Annotated in this window: 10 protein-coding genes; 2 read left to right on the top strand and 8 right to left on the bottom strand. The window is 62.1% G+C overall.

Features of this window, described 5'->3' with window-relative positions; all coding sequences use genetic code 11:
- Positions 1-4 precede the first annotated feature (4 nt).
- Positions 5-3,859: a pilus assembly protein gene (locus L6418_RS09000; protein ID WP_237246590.1), complete on the top strand. Its 3,855-nt coding sequence runs from the start codon at positions 5-7 to the stop codon at positions 3,857-3,859.
- Between the two features lie 112 nt (positions 3,860-3,971).
- On the opposite strand, the gene ispH is transcribed toward L6418_RS09000, so the two are convergent.
- The 7 genes from ispH to L6418_RS09035 form a co-directional block, all read right to left on the bottom strand.
- Positions 3,972-4,907 (bottom strand): 4-hydroxy-3-methylbut-2-enyl diphosphate reductase, encoded by a 936-nt coding sequence (gene ispH, locus L6418_RS09005; protein ID WP_237246591.1) that lies wholly within the window; start codon positions 4,905-4,907, stop codon positions 3,972-3,974.
- Between the two features lie 74 nt (positions 4,908-4,981).
- Complete coding sequence (gene lspA, locus L6418_RS09010; RefSeq protein WP_237246592.1) at positions 4,982-5,440, bottom strand: signal peptidase II; 459 nt, start codon at positions 5,438-5,440, stop codon at positions 4,982-4,984.
- Positions 5,433-8,240 (bottom strand): isoleucine--tRNA ligase, encoded by a 2,808-nt coding sequence (ileS, locus tag L6418_RS09015; RefSeq protein WP_237246593.1) that lies wholly within the window; start codon positions 8,238-8,240, stop codon positions 5,433-5,435. Before ileS ends, lspA begins: the two co-directional genes overlap by 8 nt.
- Complete coding sequence (locus L6418_RS09020) at positions 8,233-9,159, bottom strand: bifunctional riboflavin kinase/FAD synthetase (RefSeq protein ID WP_237246594.1); 927 nt, start codon at positions 9,157-9,159, stop codon at positions 8,233-8,235. Before L6418_RS09020 ends, ileS begins: the two co-directional genes overlap by 8 nt.
- 162 nt (positions 9,160-9,321) lie before the next feature.
- Positions 9,322-10,764: a metalloprotease TldD gene (gene tldD, locus L6418_RS09025; protein ID WP_237246595.1), complete on the bottom strand. Its 1,443-nt coding sequence runs from the start codon at positions 10,762-10,764 to the stop codon at positions 9,322-9,324.
- The gene (locus L6418_RS09030) at positions 10,761-11,630 is read right to left on the bottom strand and encodes a carbon-nitrogen hydrolase family protein (protein ID WP_237246596.1); all 870 of its coding nucleotides are present in this window, start codon (positions 11,628-11,630) and stop codon (positions 10,761-10,763) included. The genes tldD and L6418_RS09030 overlap by 4 nt, the downstream gene beginning before the upstream one ends.
- A 61-nt stretch (positions 11,631-11,691) precedes the next feature.
- Complete coding sequence (locus L6418_RS09035; RefSeq protein WP_237246597.1) at positions 11,692-15,537, bottom strand: YhdP family protein; 3,846 nt, start codon at positions 15,535-15,537, stop codon at positions 11,692-11,694.
- A 146-nt stretch (positions 15,538-15,683) separates the two neighbouring features.
- On the opposite strand from L6418_RS09035, the gene glnE reads away from it, so the two are divergent.
- Entirely contained in the window at positions 15,684-18,386 is a 2,703-nt protein-coding gene (glnE, locus tag L6418_RS09040) for a bifunctional [glutamate--ammonia ligase]-adenylyl-L-tyrosine phosphorylase/[glutamate--ammonia-ligase] adenylyltransferase (RefSeq protein ID WP_237246598.1), read from the top strand.
- Here the strand turns inward: glnE and L6418_RS09045 are convergent, their stop codons facing one another.
- Positions 18,387-19,706, bottom strand: a complete 1,320-nt coding sequence (locus tag L6418_RS09045) for an adenylate/guanylate cyclase domain-containing protein (protein WP_237246599.1) — start codon at positions 19,704-19,706, stop codon at positions 18,387-18,389.
- Positions 19,707-19,718 lie beyond the last annotated feature (12 nt).

Raw genomic sequence — 19,718 nt, forward strand, 5'->3', positions numbered from 1 at the left:
AGCCATGAAACATCGTCCGGAAACCCGCTATCCGCTGTTCGCATTTGCACTCGCGCTTGGTCTGGCCACGACGACGCCCGCACGGGCAGGCACGGTCGCGCTGGCCACGGCACCGCTGGCGACGTCGACCACCTCGACCGTGCAGCCCAACGTGTTCCTGATGATGGACGACTCGGGCAGTATGGGCTGGGACTATCTGCCCGACGGTGCCGGCAATTTCACTGGCGCTTACGGCTACAACAGCTACCAGTGCAACGGCGTCTACTACGATCCGGCCATCACCTACCTCCCGCCGGTCGATTCCACCGGCACCAGCTATCCCAATTCCAGCTTCACTGCCGCCTGGATAGACGGCTACAACACCGGCTCCGGCACCACCAACCTGAGCACCAGCTTCCAGACCCAGGACGGCTCGATTGCCGCCGCCCCCGCTTATTACTACACTTACTCCGGCACACAGACCACCTACGCCCAACAGAATTATTTCAACACATCCAGCACTTTCTATACGGAATGCAATACCCCCGTTAGCACCGCCAGTTCGGTGTTCCACAAAGTTGTCGTCAGCGCCACTTCCGGCCCCGGCGGCACCGACGAACGTACCAACTTCGCCAACTGGTACAGCTATTACAGCACCCGTATCAACATGATGAAAACCGCGACAGGGCTGGCCTTCCAGCCTATCGGCAGCACTTACCGCGTCGGTTTTGCCACCATGAACAACAACGGCGGCAGCAAATTCCTCAATCTGGGTACTTTCAACTCCACCCAGAAAGCAGCCTGGTACACCATGCTCTACTCCACCAGCGCCGGCAGCTCGACGCCGTTGCTGGGAGCCCTGTCTACCGTAGGAAAGATGTATGCCGGCAAACTGACCAGCAAGAATGGCATCGCCGTCGCCGACCCGGTGCAATACTCCTGCCAGCAGAATTTCACCATCCTGACCACGGATGGCTACTGGAACAGCTACACCGGCGATACCGAGCTCGATGGTGTCACTGCAGTAGGTAACCAGGACGGTGCGGTTGCACGTCCCATGTACGATGGTGCGCAGGCCGCTACCACCTATACCTATACCTATAACCGGAACAGCTATATCCAGCGCAGCGGCAACTGCCCGAGAAGAACGTGGTATCTGGATCTGCAACCGCAAACCGGCACCTGCTCATCCACCAGTTCCACCAGCGGCTGTTCGCCGACCAACTGGACCAATACCGGCACGCTGACACCCGGCACTTCCTGCGTTTCGACCCGAGCATACACAACCACGCCCGTGCAACAGGGCAGTCCGGTGCAAACTGCCGGCACCATCGGTGGCACCAGTAACACCCTGGCCGACGTCGCCATGTATTACTACCAGACCGACCTGCGCACCTCCGCGCTGGGTAACTGTTCCGGCGCCGTGGTTGGGGAGAACGTCTGCACCAACAACGTGTTCATGAGCACCCTGGACAACAATACCCAGCAGCACATGACCACCTTCACGCTGGGGCTCGGCGCACGCGGCAGGATGATCTATTCGCCCAGCTACATGAACGACACCACGGGCGATTTCCCCTCGGTCAAGCTCGGATTGACCGCCAGTTCGACCGTGTGCACCTGGCAAACTGCCGGCACGGTCTGCAACTGGCCGATCCCCAATGTTGCCGGCACGCCGGAAAACATCGACGACCTGTGGCATGCCGCAGTGGATGGGCACGGTGCCTATTTCAACGCCACCAACCCGGCTTCGCTGTCGAGCAGCCTGACCACTGCGCTGGCCGGCATCAATGCCCGCCGGGGCTCAGCCGCCGCTGCCGCAACCAGCACCCTGAACCCGGTTGCCGGCAACAACTTCGCCTATGTCGCCAGCTACACCACGGTGTCCTGGACCGGCAACCTGGAGGCACGCGGCATCAATGTGAACACTGGAGTGGTGAACACTAATTCCACCTGGTGTGCGGAGAACGTGGCCGCCGACACTTGCGCGTCGCCCGGCACGATCGTCGCCGACACCAGCGGTTCCACGACCGCCTATAACTGCGTCACGCCCAACGCGGTGATCTGCACCGGCGGCACCATGGTCGGCACGGACTGCTACGTCCCGGTGGCCACCGCCTGCACCGGCACCATGGCTGCGCTGGTCACCGACACCACCGACACACGGTCGATCTACACCGCCAACAATACCGGTACCGTGCTTACCAATTTCGATGCCACCTATGCGGCCGCCAATCCGGCGAATTTTTCCGCGACCCATATCAGCGGACTCAGCCAGTGGCCATTGCTGACTGCGGCGCAGCAAACCGCCGCTACGGGTACCAATCTGGTCAACTTCCTCCGCGGTCAGTGGGGATACGAGGATCGCAGCAGCAATGTACTCACCAACCGGCTGTACCGCGGCCGCACCGCGGTGCTGGGCGATGCGCTGGAATCGCAGCCCGCATTCATCGCCGCCCCGGTATTCAGCTACCCCTATCCCGGCTATAGCGCTTACGTGACGGCGCAGGCCAGCCGTGCCGGCACGGTATTCATGGGCGCCAACGACGGCATGATGCATGCGTTCGCGGCCGACACCGGGGTTGAACGCTGGGCTTACGTGCCCAGCATGGTGATACCCAATATGTGGATACTGGCCGACAAGAACTATGCCACCCTGCACCAGAACTTCATTAATGGCAGCCCGAACATCGCCGATATCTGCACTGCCAACTGCACCAATGCGGCCACTGCAGTATGGAAGACCATCCTGGTCGCCGGACTGAACGGCGGCGGGCGCGGCTACTATGCACTGGACATCACCAATCCAACGGCGCCCGCCCTGCTTTGGGAATTCACCACCACTGCCGGCATCGGCAGTACCAAGGACGACGATCTCGGCTATTCGTTCGGCGTGCCTATCGTCACCACCAAGGCGGATGGCACATGGGTCGTGCTCGTCACTTCGGGTTACAACAATGTCAACCCGGGTTCAGGAAACGGCTATCTCTATGTGCTGAATGCCGGCACAGGCGCGATCATCAGCAAGATCGCGACGAACGCCCCAGTGGCAGGCGTGATGACGCCGACAGGCAGTGTCACCACCCCGAACGGATTGGCCAAGATCGCCGCCTGGAACAACGAACAGCCGGTAGGCAACAAGGCCGGCTATGTCTATGGCGGCGACCTGCTGGGCAACGTCTGGCGTTTCGACATCAACAGCACCGCCACCGCCGCCATCGGTACTGGTGACGTGATGAAATTCGCTGCCTTGTATTCGGATGCTGCAGGCACGCTGCCCCAGCCCATCACCACCAGCCCGGTGCTGGGAATGGCTTATGGCAAGCGCTACGTATTCATCACGACCGGCAAATACCTGGAGATCAGCGACCTCACCACCACGAATGTGCAGTCCCTGTATTCGATCAAGGATGACAATGCGACCACCACCTTTGTCAATCCGCGCACGGTCCTGCCGAGCCAGACCCTGTATCCCAACCCGGACGGAACCGCCACGCGCCTCTCCACCAGCAATCCGGTCCCGACCGGCGGTGCCGGCTGTTATGCCGATTATCCGGATACCGGCGAACGCGCCAACATCGACAGCCAGTTGATACAGGGCATCGTGATCGCACCCAGCATTGTGCCTTCCAATACGGCCTGTTCTCCGGGCGGGTACGGCTGGCTCAACTACTTCAATTACACGACCTGCGGCGCTACCTCGGTGAAATCGGACTCCACGATCGTGGGTGTCAACATCATCTACGTGCAAGGGCATGCCGTGGTTGAGACGGTCACCTCCACCAACCCGACACCGACGCCGCAACCGCCGCCCGCGTTTCTGCCCTCAGCGCCGGTTTTCTCGAGCAAGCGCACCATCTGGCGAGAACTGATCCCCTGAACGGGAACGGCGAATAAAACAAAAGCGGCCTGTGGCCGCTTTTGTTTTGCCTGATCCTTCGTGGCGATGCAGGCAGAAAGTCCGACTGATACCTGCTGGCGATCGAATCCGGTTAACGCTGGCTATCCGTGCTCAAGGATTTCGGCAACGGAAACACTACGTTCTCCTGAATCCCTGCCACTTCGCGCACGTCGCTTGCCCCGAGTTCCTTCAGGCGTGCTATCACCTCCTGCACCAATACCTCCGGGGCCGAAGCACCGGCGGTGATCCCGACACGTTGTTTGCCCTGCAGCCATTCCGGTTTCAGTTCGCCCGCGTTGTCGACCAGGTAGGCAGGTACATTCAGGTTGCGCGCCACTTCGCGCAGGCGGTTGGAGTTCGAGCTGTTCGGCGAGCCGACCACGATGACCAGATCAGATTGTTTCGCCAACAGCTTCACCGAATCCTGGCGGTTCTGCGTGGCATAACAGATGTCGTCCTTCTTCGGCCCCGTGATGAAGGGGAAGCGTGTCTTGAGCGCAGCGATGATGCTGCTGGCATCGTCCACCGACAGGGTGGTCTGCGTCACATAGGCCAGGTTCTGTTCATCCTTCACCTGCAGAGTCTGCACGTCGGCGGGTGTTTCAACCAGGTACATGCCGCCGTTGCTCTGCCCCATGGTGCCTTCCACTTCCGGGTGTCCCTTGTGGCCGATCATCACGATCTCCTTGCCCTGGCTGCGCATGCGCGATACTTCCAGATGCACCTTGGTCACCAGCGGGCAAGTCGCGTCGAACACGGTCAGGTTGCGCGCTTCCGCCTCGCGGCGCACCGCTTGCGGCACCCCGTGTGCGCTGAAGATCAGGATGCTGCCCGGCGGCACATCGGCCAGGTCTTCGATGAAGATCGCCCCTTTTGCCTTCAAGCCATCCACCACGAATGTGTTATGCACCACTTCGTGACGCACATAGATCGGCGCACCGTGCAGGGCCAACGCCTTTTCCACGATCTCGATGGCGCGATCCACGCCCGCGCAGAAACCGCGCGGATTAGCCAGTAACAGTTCCATTCCATACCTCTCAAAATTCAAATCGACTGCGGATGAAGCAAGGTGTCCATGCGCAGATGCCACCGCTGCCCAGGTTACGTTTTCTTCGTGAAGCTATCCAAGATCAGCAGTCCTGCACCGCAGGTGATCGCGGAATCGGCCAGGTTGAAGGCTGCGAAATGATAGCCCTCCCAGTGGAAATCGAGGAAGTCCACCACATAGCCGTAGGCGATACGGTCGATCAGGTTGCCCAGCGCGCCACCCAGTATGAAGGCCAGCGCGAAACAGAAGAGTGTCTGCGCCGGATGTTTGCGCAGCAGCCAGACGATCCACGCCGATGCGGCAATGGCAATGGCGCTGAACAGCCAGCGCTGCATCCCGCCGGCGTCATTCAGGAAACTGAAGGCAGCGCCGGTGTTGTGGGCCAGCACCAGGTTGAAGAACGGCATCACCGCGAAGCTCTCGCCATAGACAAAATGACTGCCAATGGCCGCCTTGCTCAACTGATCGAGCACGATGACGACCGCGGCAACCAACAGCCAGCGGTTAAGCATAGCGGCGTGCCTCGCCCTCGCCGAACAGGTTGCTTACGCAACGCTTGCACAGCGTCGGATGGCTGGCATCGCTGCCCACATCGGAGCGGTAGTGCCAGCAGCGCTCGCATTTCTGGTGGGCACTCGGTACAACCTTGATCTCCAGCTCTCCCTCTCGCAGATGCACATTGGCGCGCGAAGTGATGAACACCAGCCGCAGATCGTCGCCCAAACGCGTCAGCAATTCGTAAGTTGCTTTCGGCGCATAAACATCAACCTCGGCTTGCAATGCCGAACCGATGGCACCAGCTGCACGTTGCTCTTCGAGCTTCTTGTTCACTTGTTCCCGCAATGCACGAATGTCTTCCCAAGCGCTCACTGTGGCACCATCCAAGCCGGAATTCGGCGACTCGTACCATACTTGTTCAAATACGCTGACATCATCCTTGGCATTCAGCGTCGCCCACACCTCTTCACCGGTGAAGCTCAGGATCGGCGAAATCAACCGTGCCAGCGCATGGGTGATGTGGTACAGCGCATTTTGCGCCGAGCGGCGTGCCTTTGAATTCTCGCCAGCGGTGTAAAGCCTGTCCTTGAGGATATCGAGGTAGAAGCCGCCCAAATCTTCCGAGCAGAAGCCTTGCAGCTTCTGCACCGCCAAGTGAAACTCGTAGCGATCGTAATCACCGCGTACTGCATCCTGCAACTGTTGAATCAGAGCCAGTGCATATCGATCGATCTCCAGCCACTCCCCCACCGGCAGTGCATCGCGCGCCATGTCGAAGTCGGCGATATTCGCCAGCAGGAAGCGCAAGGTGTTGCGGATGCGGCGGTAGCCGTCGGTCACGCGCTTGAGAATCTCTTCCGACAGCGACATCTCGCCCGAATAGTCGGTCGAGGCGATCCACAGGCGCAGGATATCCGCGCCGAGCTTGTTGCAGATGTCCTGCGGCTCGATGCCGTTGCCCTTGGACTTGGACATCTTGTAGCCCTTCTCGTCCACGGTGAAACCGTGCGTGAGCAACTGCCTGTACGGCGCGCGGCCGTCGATGGCGCAGCCGGTGAGCAGCGAGGACTGGAACCAGCCGCGATGCTGGTCCGAACCTTCCAGGTACAGGTCGGCGGGATAGGCCAGGTCGGCACGGTTGCGCAATACGGCGAAATGCGTCGAGCCGGAATCGAACCACACGTCCAGCGTGTCGGAAAGCTTGCGGTAATGCACCGCATCCTCGCCCAGCAGGTCGGCGCTGTTCAGCGAGAACCACGCCTCGATGCCGGACTGTTCGACCAGTCTGGCGACCCGCTCCAGCAACTCCGGTGTGCGCGGGTGCAACGCCATGGTCTCCCTGTGCACGAAGAAGGGCATCGGCACGCCCCAGTTGCGCTGGCGCGACACGCACCAGTCCGGGCGGTTCCTGATCATCGCCTCCAGGCGGGCACGCCCCCATGCCGGGAAGAACTCGGTCTGCTCGACGGCCTGGTTTGCCAGTTCGCGCAGCGGCTTGCCTTCTCCCTGCTCCATGCCGATGAACCACTGCGGCGTGGCGCGGAAGATGATCGGCGTCTTGTGGCGCCAGCAGTGCGGATAGCTGTGCTTGAGTTTTTCCTGGTGCAGCAAGTGCCCGCTCGCCTCGATCGCCTGCAGCACGATGTCGTTGGCCTTCCACACGAACACCCCGGCCAGCGGTGTGCCTCCGACTGCCGGCGTGGTGGAGATGAATTTGCCGTCGTCGCCCACTGGATTGTCACTCGGCAGACTGTACTTCTGTCCCACCACATAGTCGTCGACGCCGTGCGCCGGCGCGGTATGCACCAGTCCGGTACCCGCGTCCAGCGTGACGTGTTCGCCGCAGATCACCGGCACGATGCGCTCATAGAACGGGTGTTGCAGCGGCAGGCCTTCCAGCGCCCTGCCGTAGCAGGTGGCGGCGATCCCGTCGCCGCGGTCGTTGCTGCCCGCCAGCTGGTAACGCTTCAGGCAATCGGCGGCAAGGTCGTATGCCAGGATCAGGTAGCCCTTCTCGGTGCGGATCAGGTCGTACTGCAATTCGGGATGCACGCTCACCGCCTGGTTGGCGGGCAGCGTCCACGGCGTGGTGGTCCAGATGACCGCATACACCTTGGCGCTGCCGGGCAGCGATACGCCGAACGCCCGCTCCACCGCATGCTTGTCTTTCACTTCAAAGCCGACGTCGATGGCGGACGACACCTTGTCCTCGTATTCCACTTCGGCCTCGGCCAGTGCGGAGCCGCAATCCAGGCACCAGTTAACCGGCTTGCGTCCTTGGTACAGGTAACCGCGTTCGAGGATCTTGCCGAGTGCCCGGATAATGTCGGCCTCGGTCCTGAAGTCCATGGTCAGATAGGGATTGTCCCAATCGCCCAGCACGCCGAGGCGGATGAAATCCTTCTTCTGCCTGGCGACCTGTTCTGCCGCATAAGCGCGGCACAGCTCGCGGAACTGCGCAGGCGGGATGTTCTTGCCGTGTTTCTTCTCCACATGCAGTTCGATAGGCAAGCCGTGGCAATCCCAGCCCGGCACGTAAGGCGCATCGAAACCGGCCAGCGTCTTCGACTTGACGATGATGTCCTTGAGGATCTTGTTCACCGCATGGCCGAGGTGGATGTCGCCGTTGGCATAGGGCGGACCGTCGTGCAGGATGAACTTGGGACGCCCGGCAGCCGCCTTGCGGATGCGCTGGTAGCGCTGTTGCGCCTGCCATTGCGCCAGCATCAGCGGCTCGCGTTTGGCCAGGTCGCCGCGCATGGGGAATGTCGTGTCGGGGAGATTCAGCGGGTATTTCTTCTTGTCTTCACTCATGTTCGATAAACCATTTCTTTGCCTTCTCAACATCCAGCGCAATCTGCCGGGTCAACGCTTCCAGATTCGGGTACTTCTCTTCGTCGCGCAGCTTCTGCAGGAATTCCACGCGCAGGTGCTTGCCGTAGACCTGTTGCGAGAACTCGAACAGATGCACTTCCAGCACATGCCTGGCATCCTGTTTCAGCGTCGGACGCACGCCCAGGCTGGCCACTCCCTGCAGCACGCCCAGTCCCTCGGCATGCGCCAGCACCACATAGATGCCCTTGAGCGGCGGCAGATTATGCTTCAGCTGCACATTCGCGGTCGGGAAACCCAGCTTGCGTCCCATGCCGTCGCCGTGCACCACGCGCCCGCTGATGCTGTAGGGACGGCCCAGGTATTCGCGCGCCATGCGGATCTGCCCTCCCGCCAGCGCCGTGCGGATCGCGGTGCTGGAGATGCGCACGCCGTCGTGCACCACGCTGTGCACCGCCCGCACCTCGAAGCCGCGCTGCACACCGATTTTCTCCATCAATGCGAAATCGCCGGCTCGTCCGCTGCCGAAGCGGAAATCGTCGCCGATCAGCACAAACCTGGCGTGCAGATTCTCATGCATCGCGTGGATGAAATCGGCTGCCGTCCTGCGTGCGAACTGGGCATCGAAACGGCACACATGCACACGGTCGATGCTCATGGTGCGGAACAACTCCAGCTTCTCGCGCAAACTGGTCAAGCGCGCCGGCGCCTGCTGCGGAGTGAAGAACTCGCGCGGATGCGGCTCGAAGATCACCACGGCCGTCTGCAGCCCGCGCTGCTGTGCGGCGGCGCGCAGCTCATTCAGCATCGCCTGGTGGCCGAGATGCACGCCATCGAAGTTGCCGATGGTCACGGCCACAGCCTGGGTGTCGGTCGAATGGAGTCCGCGTAGAATCTGCATAGGGCGCGGATTATACCGTGAGATACCCTTCGGATGCCCGCCGGAGATGCGGAAATCCACCCGTCTGTCGCCGGGATTTCAGCCGCCGCGACAAGGGCATATTCATCGAGATGAAACACAGGGCGGGCTGAACGCCCGCCGTGCAAAAACAGCGTTAAAAGATCAGGCCGTCCCGCCCACCGTCAGGCCGTCGATGCGCACCGTCGGCTGCCCCACGCCGACCGGCACGCTCTGGCCTTCCTTGCCGCAGGTGCCGACACCGGGATCGAGCGCCAGGTCGTTGCCTATCATGCTGACGCGCGTCAGCGCCTCGGGACCGTTGCCGATCAGCGTCGCGCCCTTGACCGGGTAGGCGATCTTGCCGTCCTCGATCATGTAGGCCTCGGTGGTGGAGAACACGAACTTGCCGCTGGTGATGTCCACCTGGCCGCCGCCGAAGTTGGCTGCATACAGGCCGTGCTTGACCGAAGCGATGATCTCTTCCGGCGTCTTGTCGCCGTTCAGCATCATGGTATTGGTCATGCGCGGGATCGGCAGGTGGGCGAACGATTCGCGCCGCGCGTTGCCGGTCACCGGCACGCCCATCAGGCGGGCATTCATGGTGTCCTGCAGGTAGCCGCGCAGGATGCCGTCTTCGATCAGCACGGTGCGCTGCGTCAGGTTGCCTTCGTCGTCCACGTTAAGCGACCCGCGCCGGTCGGCGATGGTGCCGTCGTCGACCACGGTCACCCCCTTGGCGGCAACGCGCTGCCCGATGCGCCCCGAGAAGGCGGAACTGCCCTTGCGGTTGAAGTCGCCCTCCAGCCCATGTCCCACCGCTTCGTGCAGCAGGATGCCGGGCCAGCCGCTGCCCAGCACCACGGTCATGTTGCCGGCCGGCGCGGGGCGCGCACCAAGGTTGACGACAGCCTGGTGCACTGCCTCCTTCGCATAGCGCTGCAGCATCTCGTCGCCGAAATAGTCATAACCGAAACGGCCGCCGCCGCCGGCCGAGCCCTGTTCGCGACGGCCGTTGCTTTCGACGATCACTTGCAGCGACAGGCGCACCAGCGGGCGGATGTCCGCACTCATCAAGCCATCGTTGCGCGCCACCAGGATCACTTCGTATTCGCCGGCCAGATTGGCCATCACCTGCGTCACGCGCGGATCGAGCGCACGCGCCATGCGCTCCAGTTTCTCCAGCAGCGCGACCTTGTCGTCGGCTTTCAGGGTGGCGATGGGATCGTGCGGCAGGTAAAGTTCGCGAGTCTTGCCGACATGCATATGGGCCGCGCTCTGGTTGCCGCCCTGGCGGGCGATGGCGCGTGTCGCCAGCGCAGCATCTTCCAGCGCCTGCAGCGTGATGTCGTCGGAATAGGCAAAGGCGGTCTTTTCCCCGCTCACCGCACGCACCCCGACCCCCTGGTCAATGCTGAAACTGCCCGACTTGACGATGCCCTCCTCCAGCGACCAGCTCTCCGCACGGCCGTACTGGAAATAGAGATCGGCATAATCCACCCGATGCGCCAGCATCTTGCCGAACACCTGCTCCAGATGGCGCGCCTCCAGGCCGTGCGCCGCAAGCAGCGCCTGCTGCGCGATACCCATGGCAGATTTTCCGCTCATACCTTCTCGCAGCATGAGCAGGTGATCGTGCGGTGCGACAGCGCCGGCAGGCTGTTGCGCAGGCTGGCCTGATAGCTCGGATTCACATCGGCGATGACCACGCCGGAACCGCGCTGCAATTCGTCCACGATGCGGCCCCACGGATCGACGATCATGCTATGGCCATGCGTCTCGCGTCCGCTGACATGGTAGCCGCCTTGGGCTGCGGCGATGACGTAGGACAGGTTCTCGATGGCGCGGGCACGCACCAGCGGCTCCCAGTGCACCTTGCCGGTGGTCGCGGTGAAAGCGGAAGGCAGCACGATGATGTCCACGTTCTTCATGGCACGAAACAGCTCGGGGAAGCGCAGGTCGTAGCAGATCGCCAGGCCGATGCGTCCGAACGGGCTGTCGACCACCACGATCTTGTCTCCCGGCTCGATGGTCTGGGCCTCGTTGTAGCTTTCGTTGCCCAGCGTCAGGTTGAACAGGTGGATCTTGTCGTAGCGCGCCACTTGCACACCGGTTTCATCGAACACCAGCAGGCTGTTGCGCACCTTCTCGGGAGAACTCGCCGCCAATGGGATCGAGCCGCCCACCAGCCAGATCTTGTGCTTGCGCGCCATTTCGCTGAGAAAAGCCTGGATCGGCCCCTGGCCGGGCTGCTCGCACACCCGCACCTTGTCCTGTTCGTTCATGCCCATGATGGCGAAGAACTCGGGCAATACCACCAGCTTGGCGCCCTGTTCGGCTGCCTTGGCGATCAGGCGTCGCGCCTCGCTCAGGTTGCCCTCGACCTTGGGGCCGGAGGCCATCTGGATGGCAGCGACCTTGAATGCGTTGAGTTGCGCGGCGATACGGGATTGGGTGCTATCTAAGGATGACATATTCGGCGGCTTTCAAGTTTTCTGGATACGGGTTATTCGGACACAGCAAAGTTTCAGGCAACTAATCTCCGGAGCCCGTTCCGCCCACAGCGGGCACCCCGCTCTGGGCGGGCGCTCCCCCTGACGCGGCGCGGGACTGCCCCACCTTCTCCACCTTCGGATCGGCCCAGCTGCCGCTGACATTGTAGTCAAACGACACCAGCTTATCGAGCGGATCGCGCAATAACTTGTTTGCCAGCAACACGCCCACCCCGACCACGGGACCGGCGGCAAACGAAAGCAGCGATACGTTATCCCCCAGGGCCGGGAAGATGCGGACATTCAGCTCCTGCGTTTCGTTGATCATGTCGACCTTCCCAGACATGGTGACCTTGGCAGCCGCGCCGTTCAGCTTCATGTCTTCGGTCAGCAGCAAGCCATTCACGATCTGCGCATTGCCGGTGATGCTGTCGAATTCGAATCCGCTACTGAATACATCGGTAAAGTCCAGCGAGATGCGCTTGGGAATCGACTGCAAGCTGAGCACCCCGAGCAATTTGGCTGCACCGGGATCAACCTTGAGGAAGCGGCCCTTGCCGACGTTCAGATGCACCGCTCCGTTCAGCTTCGCGTAACTGAAGCTGTCCGGCCCTCCCGCCCAGTACAGGTCGCTCTGCAAGGAACCGTTGCCATCCTTGAGGCTGCCGGGGTAACCGGAACGCGACAATATCTTGCCGGCGTCGCTGATATCCACCCGCACGCTGACCCGCGTCTGCTCCGGTGCCGCCTGCCACTTGCCGCTCATGTTCAACACACCGTCCGAATTGGTGAGCTGCAACCGGTCCAGGAGCACGCTGCCGGCAGATTCGCTCAACTCCAGTTCCAGCTTGCCCAGATGCCGCCCCTTGTAGAAGAGCTTCTCCACCGCCACGTCCACCGCCGGGAAGGCGGTATTGTCGGGCGCCCCGCCATGTGCCACCGCAGGCTGCACAGGTTTGGGCGTATCTGCCGTCCCTTCGCCCAGCATCGCGCTCTTGAAACGCCCCAGCAATTTGCCGTTGCCCTGCGGCTGCCAGATCACATCGCCATTAAGTTCCCTGGAAGCCAGCCGCAGGCTGAGCAGGCCATTGCGCGCGCTGCCGTTGATATCCAGCTTATTCACCGCATTGCCGTACCCGGTCAATTTCCCCACGGTCACATCGATGCCGGCAATATTCGGGAGCCCCGATCCTCCCCCCGCAGCCAACCCCAATCCGCTCCACCCCTCGAGCGAGACCAGCGGCACCTCGCCAACGATCCATACGCCTTCTTTCCCGCCCGGATTGGCACTCCCGCCGAGCGCGATGCGCCCGCGGCGGATATCCCAGACGCCGTCCGAATTTCGCTGGCGCGACAGCTTTGCATCGAGCAGCGCGCCATAGCGCAGCCCTAGCGTTTCCCTGCCCTGGTCGATGCCTTTCAGCTCGAAATGCAACGGGATGCGCTCGCCGGCCCGTTTGGCGAACGGGACCGGCAAATCCGACACGATGCCTTGCAGATCCGAATCCACCGACACATTGAGCAGGCTGTTCCGTACGCGGATCTCGGTATTCCAGTCGGCATTGCCGCGCACACGACGCAGCAACGGGCGCGGCGAAAGCGTGTTCAGGGCATCCAGATCCAGCGTACCGTGCGCCCTGGTTACCACTCCGCCATCCTGGCTCAGCACTTCCAGGTGCGCGGCTCCGCCGAGTATCTGCGCGCCAATGTCGCCTGCATTCACCGACGATTCGGTGAACAGCAACACCCCGTTCACCTTGCGCAACAGCGGGATATTCGCGCCGAAATCGATTTCGTTGTTCACAAAACGGTAATCGCCGCGCACTTTGACCGGCGCCGCGTCGCTGAGCGGTATATCGAGCTGCAGGCCCAGCTTGCCGTCGCCATTCGCCTTGACCTCCCCGACAAAACCGCCCAGGTAACCGTTGACCGGACTCTTGACGATATAGTCGAGACAACGCTGCGTGGCATCCGCCGCTTCTCCCCGCACCTGCAGCAACACGTTGCTGGACAGCAGGTCGGGAATGACGACTTTCACGTTCTGCAGATGCGCCCCCGCCGTAGTCGCAGTCGCGGCATTAGCCTCCAGCCTGTTGCCCTCGATCAGCAGGCTGGTCTGCGCATCCTCAATGCGCGGCCAGTCTTTGAGGAACTGCAGCGCCACCCCCTTGGCTCGCGCTTCCAGCCGGAACAGACCGCGCTCATTGCCGACAAACGGGAAGTCGCGCAGATCGCCGCGCAAGCGCACCCTGAAGCGGTCAGCCTGCCCGTCCTGCAAGGCTGACTGGAGCCAGTCATGCGTCGCCTTGCCCACTGCCGGGATCGGCGTGTAATGTCCGGTGCGCCCCACTGCGATACGCGTCATGTTGGCCGTGGCATCGATCGAACCCGGGCCGTCCTGTTCCGTCTGGTAGCTGCCGTAAATGGTTCCGGCCAGATCGGCATTGGCTATCTCGACATTGCTCAGCTTGATCTCCACCCCGCGCGAGTTGCGCTGCCAGCCCAGGCGCGCCGCCAGCGTATCGAACTCGACCGGCTCGGCGAACAATTGCGGCGCGTCCAGCTTGACCTTGCGGCTATCGAGCGCAAACGTACCGCCGCTATCCGCGCCGTCGACCTTTCCGCTCAGTCCGGAAAAACCGGGCAGCGTACCGACACGATGCATGGATAAGCCATCGAAGTTCGCCTTCACCTCATAATGGGAGATCTCGCCGGCATTGCTTTGCCACAGCGCCTGCAGGTTGGTGATACGGCCTTGCGGCGCGGTATCGGCGATCTGCTTTTTCAGCTCATCGCGCAATGGCAGGTAGGATGACAGCACACCGATATCGGCCAGCTCGAGCAGGTTCGCCCTGATCTCGCCGGAGGCCAGTTTCGCCTCCGCCCCGCCAGCCAGGCGCAAATAGAAATCGGTCGGTTTCAATCTGAAGCCGTCGCGCATCTGCAACGACAGGCGTTGCGTGGTCACTTCGAAACCGTGTTCCAGCTGATGCCAGCCGACACGCCCGCGCAGCTCGCGCAGGTCAAGCTGCGGCAATTCCTCCGACAGCCGTGCTTGCACGCCCGCCAGGGCGACATCCGCATCGACGCTGTTCAGCTGCCCCTGTTCGAATCCCAGCCACAAGCGCAATGCACCCTTGCCGCGCCTGAACGCGGTCGGCAACGTAACCCAGGTTTTCCATGCCTGCACATCGGCGTAATCGAGCTGGCTAAAGAGCTGCCCGTGCCAGTCGCCCATGTCGGCAAAACTGTCGCCGTAGAAGTTGCCGCGTACATCCAGCCGCGAAGCCAGCCTGGCCGGCGCCGAAGCCAGCAATGCGAAACGGTGGCGGCCGAACCGGTTTTCGATGCCGAGGTCGACCTGTTCCAGCACCAGTGGCGGCGCCGCCCGCAACTCGTCCTGCCAGGTGATGCGGCCATGGCGGATGACGATCTGGGACTGGTGCAGCAGCCAGTCCGCATTGCCCTCTCCGCTTTCGTCCCCACCTTGCAGCACGATCCCGGCCACATACCAGTGGCCTTGCGCATCGCGGCGCACCGACAGGTCCGGGCTGTCGATCTCCAGCCGCTTGAACCGCAGTTCTGCGGTGAACAGGCTGGTCCATGCCACCGTATTCTCCAGATGCGGCAGGCTCAATGCGACGTGGCCCTGCTTATCGAAGATCTGCACATCGGACAGCAACAGGCGCGGGCGCAGGCCGTCCCAGTCGGCCTCGATCCGGCCGATGGTCAGCGGCTGCCCGACGGCAGCGCTGGCAGCAGCGGTGATCTGCTCATGGTAATGCTCGATGTCCGGCAGGATGCGGTAGCGCAGCGTCAGCAGCACCAGCGCGCCCGCGATGGCCAGCAGCAAAGTGACCTCGAATACGGCACGGGACAGTTTACCCATGCCGCGCCAAGCCAGCAGAAAGGAGCTTTTCAGCATTGTGCGCGGACGCGGGATGACAGCATGAAGAAATGAGACCGGCGGAACATGGAGAACCTATAATGCGAAGAAGAAGACCAGTGCGCATATTTTAACCCGAAGCCCTCGCCATGAACACTGAAAACCCCCGCCCTCCAGCCGATTTCGACCAACTGGTGCTGCATGCCAGGCGTTGCAGCCATTACCTCGCCCGCCTGCTGGACGCCGAGCCGCAGTTGCTGGATTGGTTGCGCGGCCAGTACCTCACGCCCTGCGACGCGGATGTCATGCAAGGCTGGTCGGCCGCGCTCCCTGCCGCCGACGAGGAAGAGTTGTCGCGGGCCCTGCGCCAGCTGCGCAAACGCGTGATGCTGCATGTATTGACGCGCGACCTGAATGGGCTTTCCGGCCTCGACGAAGTGATGCGCAGCATGACGGCCCTGGCCGAGCTGGCCGTGCGCCGCGCCCAGGCATTCGCCATGCGCACGCTGACCGGGCAGTTCGGACAGCCCATCGGCGCCGGCAGCGGCCTGCCCCAGGAGCTGCTGGTGATCGGCATGGGCAAGCTCGGCGGTGGCGAACTGAACGTTTCTTCCGACATAGACCTGATCTTCGTCTATCCCGAGGATGGCGAAACCGGCGGCCCTCGCACCCTGTCCAACCACGAGTTCTTCAACCGCCTTGGCCGCAAGGTGATCGCGCTCATCAACGACCACACCGAAGACGGCTATGTGTTCCGCGTCGATATGCGATTGCGGCCCTATGGCGACAGCGGACCGCTGACGATGAGCTTCGCCGCACTGGAAGAATACCTGGTCGCGCAGGGCCGGGAATGGGAACGCTATGCCTGGATCAAGGCGCGCGTGATCTCGCCGGCGAACTGTGCCTGCACACAGGAACTGGAAAGCCTCGCGCAACCATTCGTATTCCGCAAATACCTGGATTTCGGCGCCTTCGACTCGATGCGCAAGCTGCATGCGCAGATCCGCGCCGAAGTCGCTCGCCGCGACCGCTACCAAAATATCAAACTGGGGCCTGGCGGCATCCGCGAGATCGAATTCATCGCCCAGGTGTTCCAGCTGATACGCGGCGGCCGCGATGCTCGCCTGCGCATCCGCCCGACGCGGCAAGTGCTGCAGCTGCTGGCGCTCGACGGCAAGCTGGACGCACAAGTGGTCGCGCGGCTGGACAGCAGCTATGTATTGCTGCGCAACCTCGAACATCGCCTGCAATATCTCGACGATCAGCAGACCCAGGAATTGCCGCAGGACGCCAGGCTCCAGGCCACCATTGCCGAGGCGATGGGCTATGCCGATTACGATGCGCTGCTGGCCGTGCTGTCCCCGGCAAGGGAATTCGTCAGTCAGCAATTCGAGGCCGTGTTTGGCGCAAAACAGGAAATCGGCGAAAGCACATGGTGGCGCAGCGATGCCGCCGCGTCCGAGCTGGAAACCGCGCTCGCCAAACTCGGCTACACGGAGGGCAACTCCCTCGCTGCAAGCCTGCTGCAGTTCCGCAACGGCAGCCGCTACCAGCAATTGCCCGAAGCCAGCCGTCAACGTCTCGACACGCTGGTACCGCGCCTGGCCGAACTGTGCGCGGGGACGACCAACCGCGATGCGGCCTTGCACCGTACACTGGCGCTGCTGGAAGCCATCGCCCGCCGCGCGGCCTATCTCGCCTTCCTCGCCGAATATCCGCAGGTGCTGCCGCGTCTGGTACGGCTGCTCGCCGCCAGCGCCTGGGCCGGCGATTACCTGACCCAGCACCCCATCCTGCTCGATGAACTGCTGGATACGCGCGAACTGTATGTTGCCCCCGACTGGATGGCACTGGATGCGAAGCTCGCCGCGCAACTTGCCGCACATGACGGCGATACCGAACGCGAGATGGATGCACTACGCCAGTTCCAGCAGGCCCAGACCTTCCAGCTGCTGGCGATGGACCTACAGGGCCTGCTGCCGCTGGAAAAGCTGAGCGACCATCTGAGCGACCTGGCCGACCTCATTCTGAAACATGTATTGCAGCTGTGCTGGCGCGATGCGCGCAAGAGGCATCGCGACGACGCGCGCTTCGCCATCATCGCCTACGGCAAGCTGGGCGGTCGCGAACTGGGCTATGCCTCGGACCTCGACCTGGTCTTCCTCTACGACGACGAACATCCCGATGCGGGCGAGATCTACGCCCGCTTGGCGCAACGCATCAATACCATGCTCTCCAGCTATACCTCATCCGGCCGCCTGTACGAAGTCGACCTGCGCCTGCGCCCGAACGGCGAAAGCGGGCTGCTGGTCAGTTCGATCGCCGCGTTCGACGAATACCAGCGGCAGCATGCCTGGGCCTGGGAACACCAGGCGCTGACGCGCGCCCGCTTTTGCGCCGGAGACCAGTCGGTCGGCGCGCAGTTCGAGCGCATCCGCATCGATGTGCTGCGGCTGCCCCGCGATATCGCCAAACTCAAACAGGAAGTGGTGGAAATGCGCGAGAAGATGCATGACGGCCATCCGAACACCAGCGGACTGTTCGACATCAAGCAGGACAGCGGCGGCATGGTGGATGTCGAGTTCATTGTGCAGTTCATCGTACTCGCCCATTCCGCCACCCATCCCGAACTCACCGCTAACCGCGGCAACCTGGCATTGCTGGAAACCGCCGCAAAACTGGGGTTGATCGATGCCGGACTCAGCCAGAAGGTGCGCGAACTGTACCGGGAATTGCGCCGGCTGCAACATCAGATGCGCCTGAACAACCAGACGCCCTGTCGCGTCCCGCCTGCCCAGATGGACACCGCCGCCGTCACGGCGCTGTGGGCAGCACAGTTCGGGAACGACTGATCAGGCCGAGGCGGGGCTGGTGCCGTCTGCGGCGGGCAGGCGGTAGACGTTGCTGCCGACCACCGGTTCTACCGCATGGGTGACGCGGCCGAGCATCCGGTACGACGTCATCTCGCCCTTGCCCTTGACGTTGAGTATGTTAGGCGGCTCGAACAGGTAGCCGAAGCGCAGGCGGTTGTAGGTGAGCTTGTCGGTGAGGATGTGCCCCGCTTTCGCATCGTCGGTCAGGCGGCTGGCGATATTCACCGTATCGCCCCACAGGTCGTAGATGAAGCGCTTGGTACCGATCACCCCGGCCACCACCGGGCCGGTGGCGATGCCGATATGGATGCCCAGATTGCGCTTGACCAGCGCCGGATGCCTGGCGACGAACTCCAGCATCTCGATCGCCATGTTCGCCATATCCTCCACATAGTCCGGCCGTTCGCGCGACAGCCCGCCCACCACCATGTAGGCATCGCCTATGGTCTTGATCTTCTCCAGCCCGTATTTCTCGGAGAGCTCGTCGAAACCGGAAAACACGGTATTGAGCAGGCCGACCATCTGCTCCGGCGACATCTGTTCGGTCAGCTGGGTGAAATTCACCAGGTCGGCGAACATCACCGTGACGTCCGCGTACCCGTCAGCGATCAATCCCTGGTTGTTCTTCAGGCGTTCAGCGATATTGGAAGGCAGCACGTTGAACAACACCCGTTCCGACTTCTTCTGCTCTTCCGCCAGCAGGGCATGCTGCTGGTCGAGCTGGGTCTTGATCTTCTCCGTCTCGATGACGAAATAGCGTACCAGGAAATACAAAATGGAGGACATCGCAGCAAAGTTGAGCGCGAAGAACACGCCGATGGTATTCATCGGTATCCCGGTCGTTGCGCCCGTGCCCAGGTAAAAATCGAAGAAGCCGGACACCGCGGTAAGCACCATGTAGGCGACGAACCAGGGGATGGAATCGCGCCAGCCCGACACCACCAGCGCCCCGATCGGCGCGAGCAGGGCCCACAGCGCCACGCCGCTTGAGGTGATTGAACTGCCGATGCTCCATTGCATCACGAAGGGGGCGAACAGGAACAGCGTCAACTGGACGAAACGCAGGACCTCGAAATTCCGCGTCCGCATGTAATAGACCAGCGAGGTGACGGAAATGGCCTGGTAGCCCAGCGGCACATTGCTGGAGAAATTGAGTCCCATCAGCCAGTAAATGGCCAGCCACAGCATGACCCCGAGCGTCATGAATGCCGCCGCAAAGATAAGCAGGCTTTTGCGCAGCTTCTCTTCCTGCGTATCCATTATTTCCGGCTTGATTTCCTTCGAACCGATGTGCTGCACCCCCGCTCCTCC

This window comes from Sideroxyarcus emersonii (genome assembly GCF_021654335.1).
In the GTDB taxonomy this organism is placed as follows: domain Bacteria; phylum Pseudomonadota; class Gammaproteobacteria; order Burkholderiales; family Gallionellaceae; genus Sideroxyarcus; species Sideroxyarcus emersonii.

Bases quoted from the DNA above. Each gene is read 5' to 3' on its own strand.
- L6418_RS09000 (WP_237246590.1), top strand. From the start codon at position 5: ATGAAACATCGTCCGGAAACCCGCTATCCGCTGTTCGCATTTGCACTC.
- ispH (WP_237246591.1), bottom strand. From the start codon at position 4,907: ATGGAACTGTTACTGGCTAATCCGCGCGGTTTCTGCGCGGGCGTGGAT.
- lspA (WP_237246592.1), bottom strand. From the start codon at position 5,440: ATGCTTAACCGCTGGCTGTTGGTTGCCGCGGTCGTCATCGTGCTCGAT.
- ileS (WP_237246593.1), bottom strand. From the start codon at position 8,240: ATGAGTGAAGACAAGAAGAAATACCCGCTGAATCTCCCCGACACGACA.
- L6418_RS09020 (WP_237246594.1), bottom strand. From the start codon at position 9,159: ATGCAGATTCTACGCGGACTCCATTCGACCGACACCCAGGCTGTGGCC.
- tldD (WP_237246595.1), bottom strand. From the start codon at position 10,764: ATGAGCGGAAAATCTGCCATGGGTATCGCGCAGCAGGCGCTGCTTGCG.
- L6418_RS09030 (WP_237246596.1), bottom strand. From the start codon at position 11,630: ATGTCATCCTTAGATAGCACCCAATCCCGTATCGCCGCGCAACTCAAC.
- L6418_RS09035 (WP_237246597.1), bottom strand. From the start codon at position 15,537: ATGGGTAAACTGTCCCGTGCCGTATTCGAGGTCACTTTGCTGCTGGCC.
- glnE (WP_237246598.1), top strand. From the start codon at position 15,684: ATGAACACTGAAAACCCCCGCCCTCCAGCCGATTTCGACCAACTGGTG.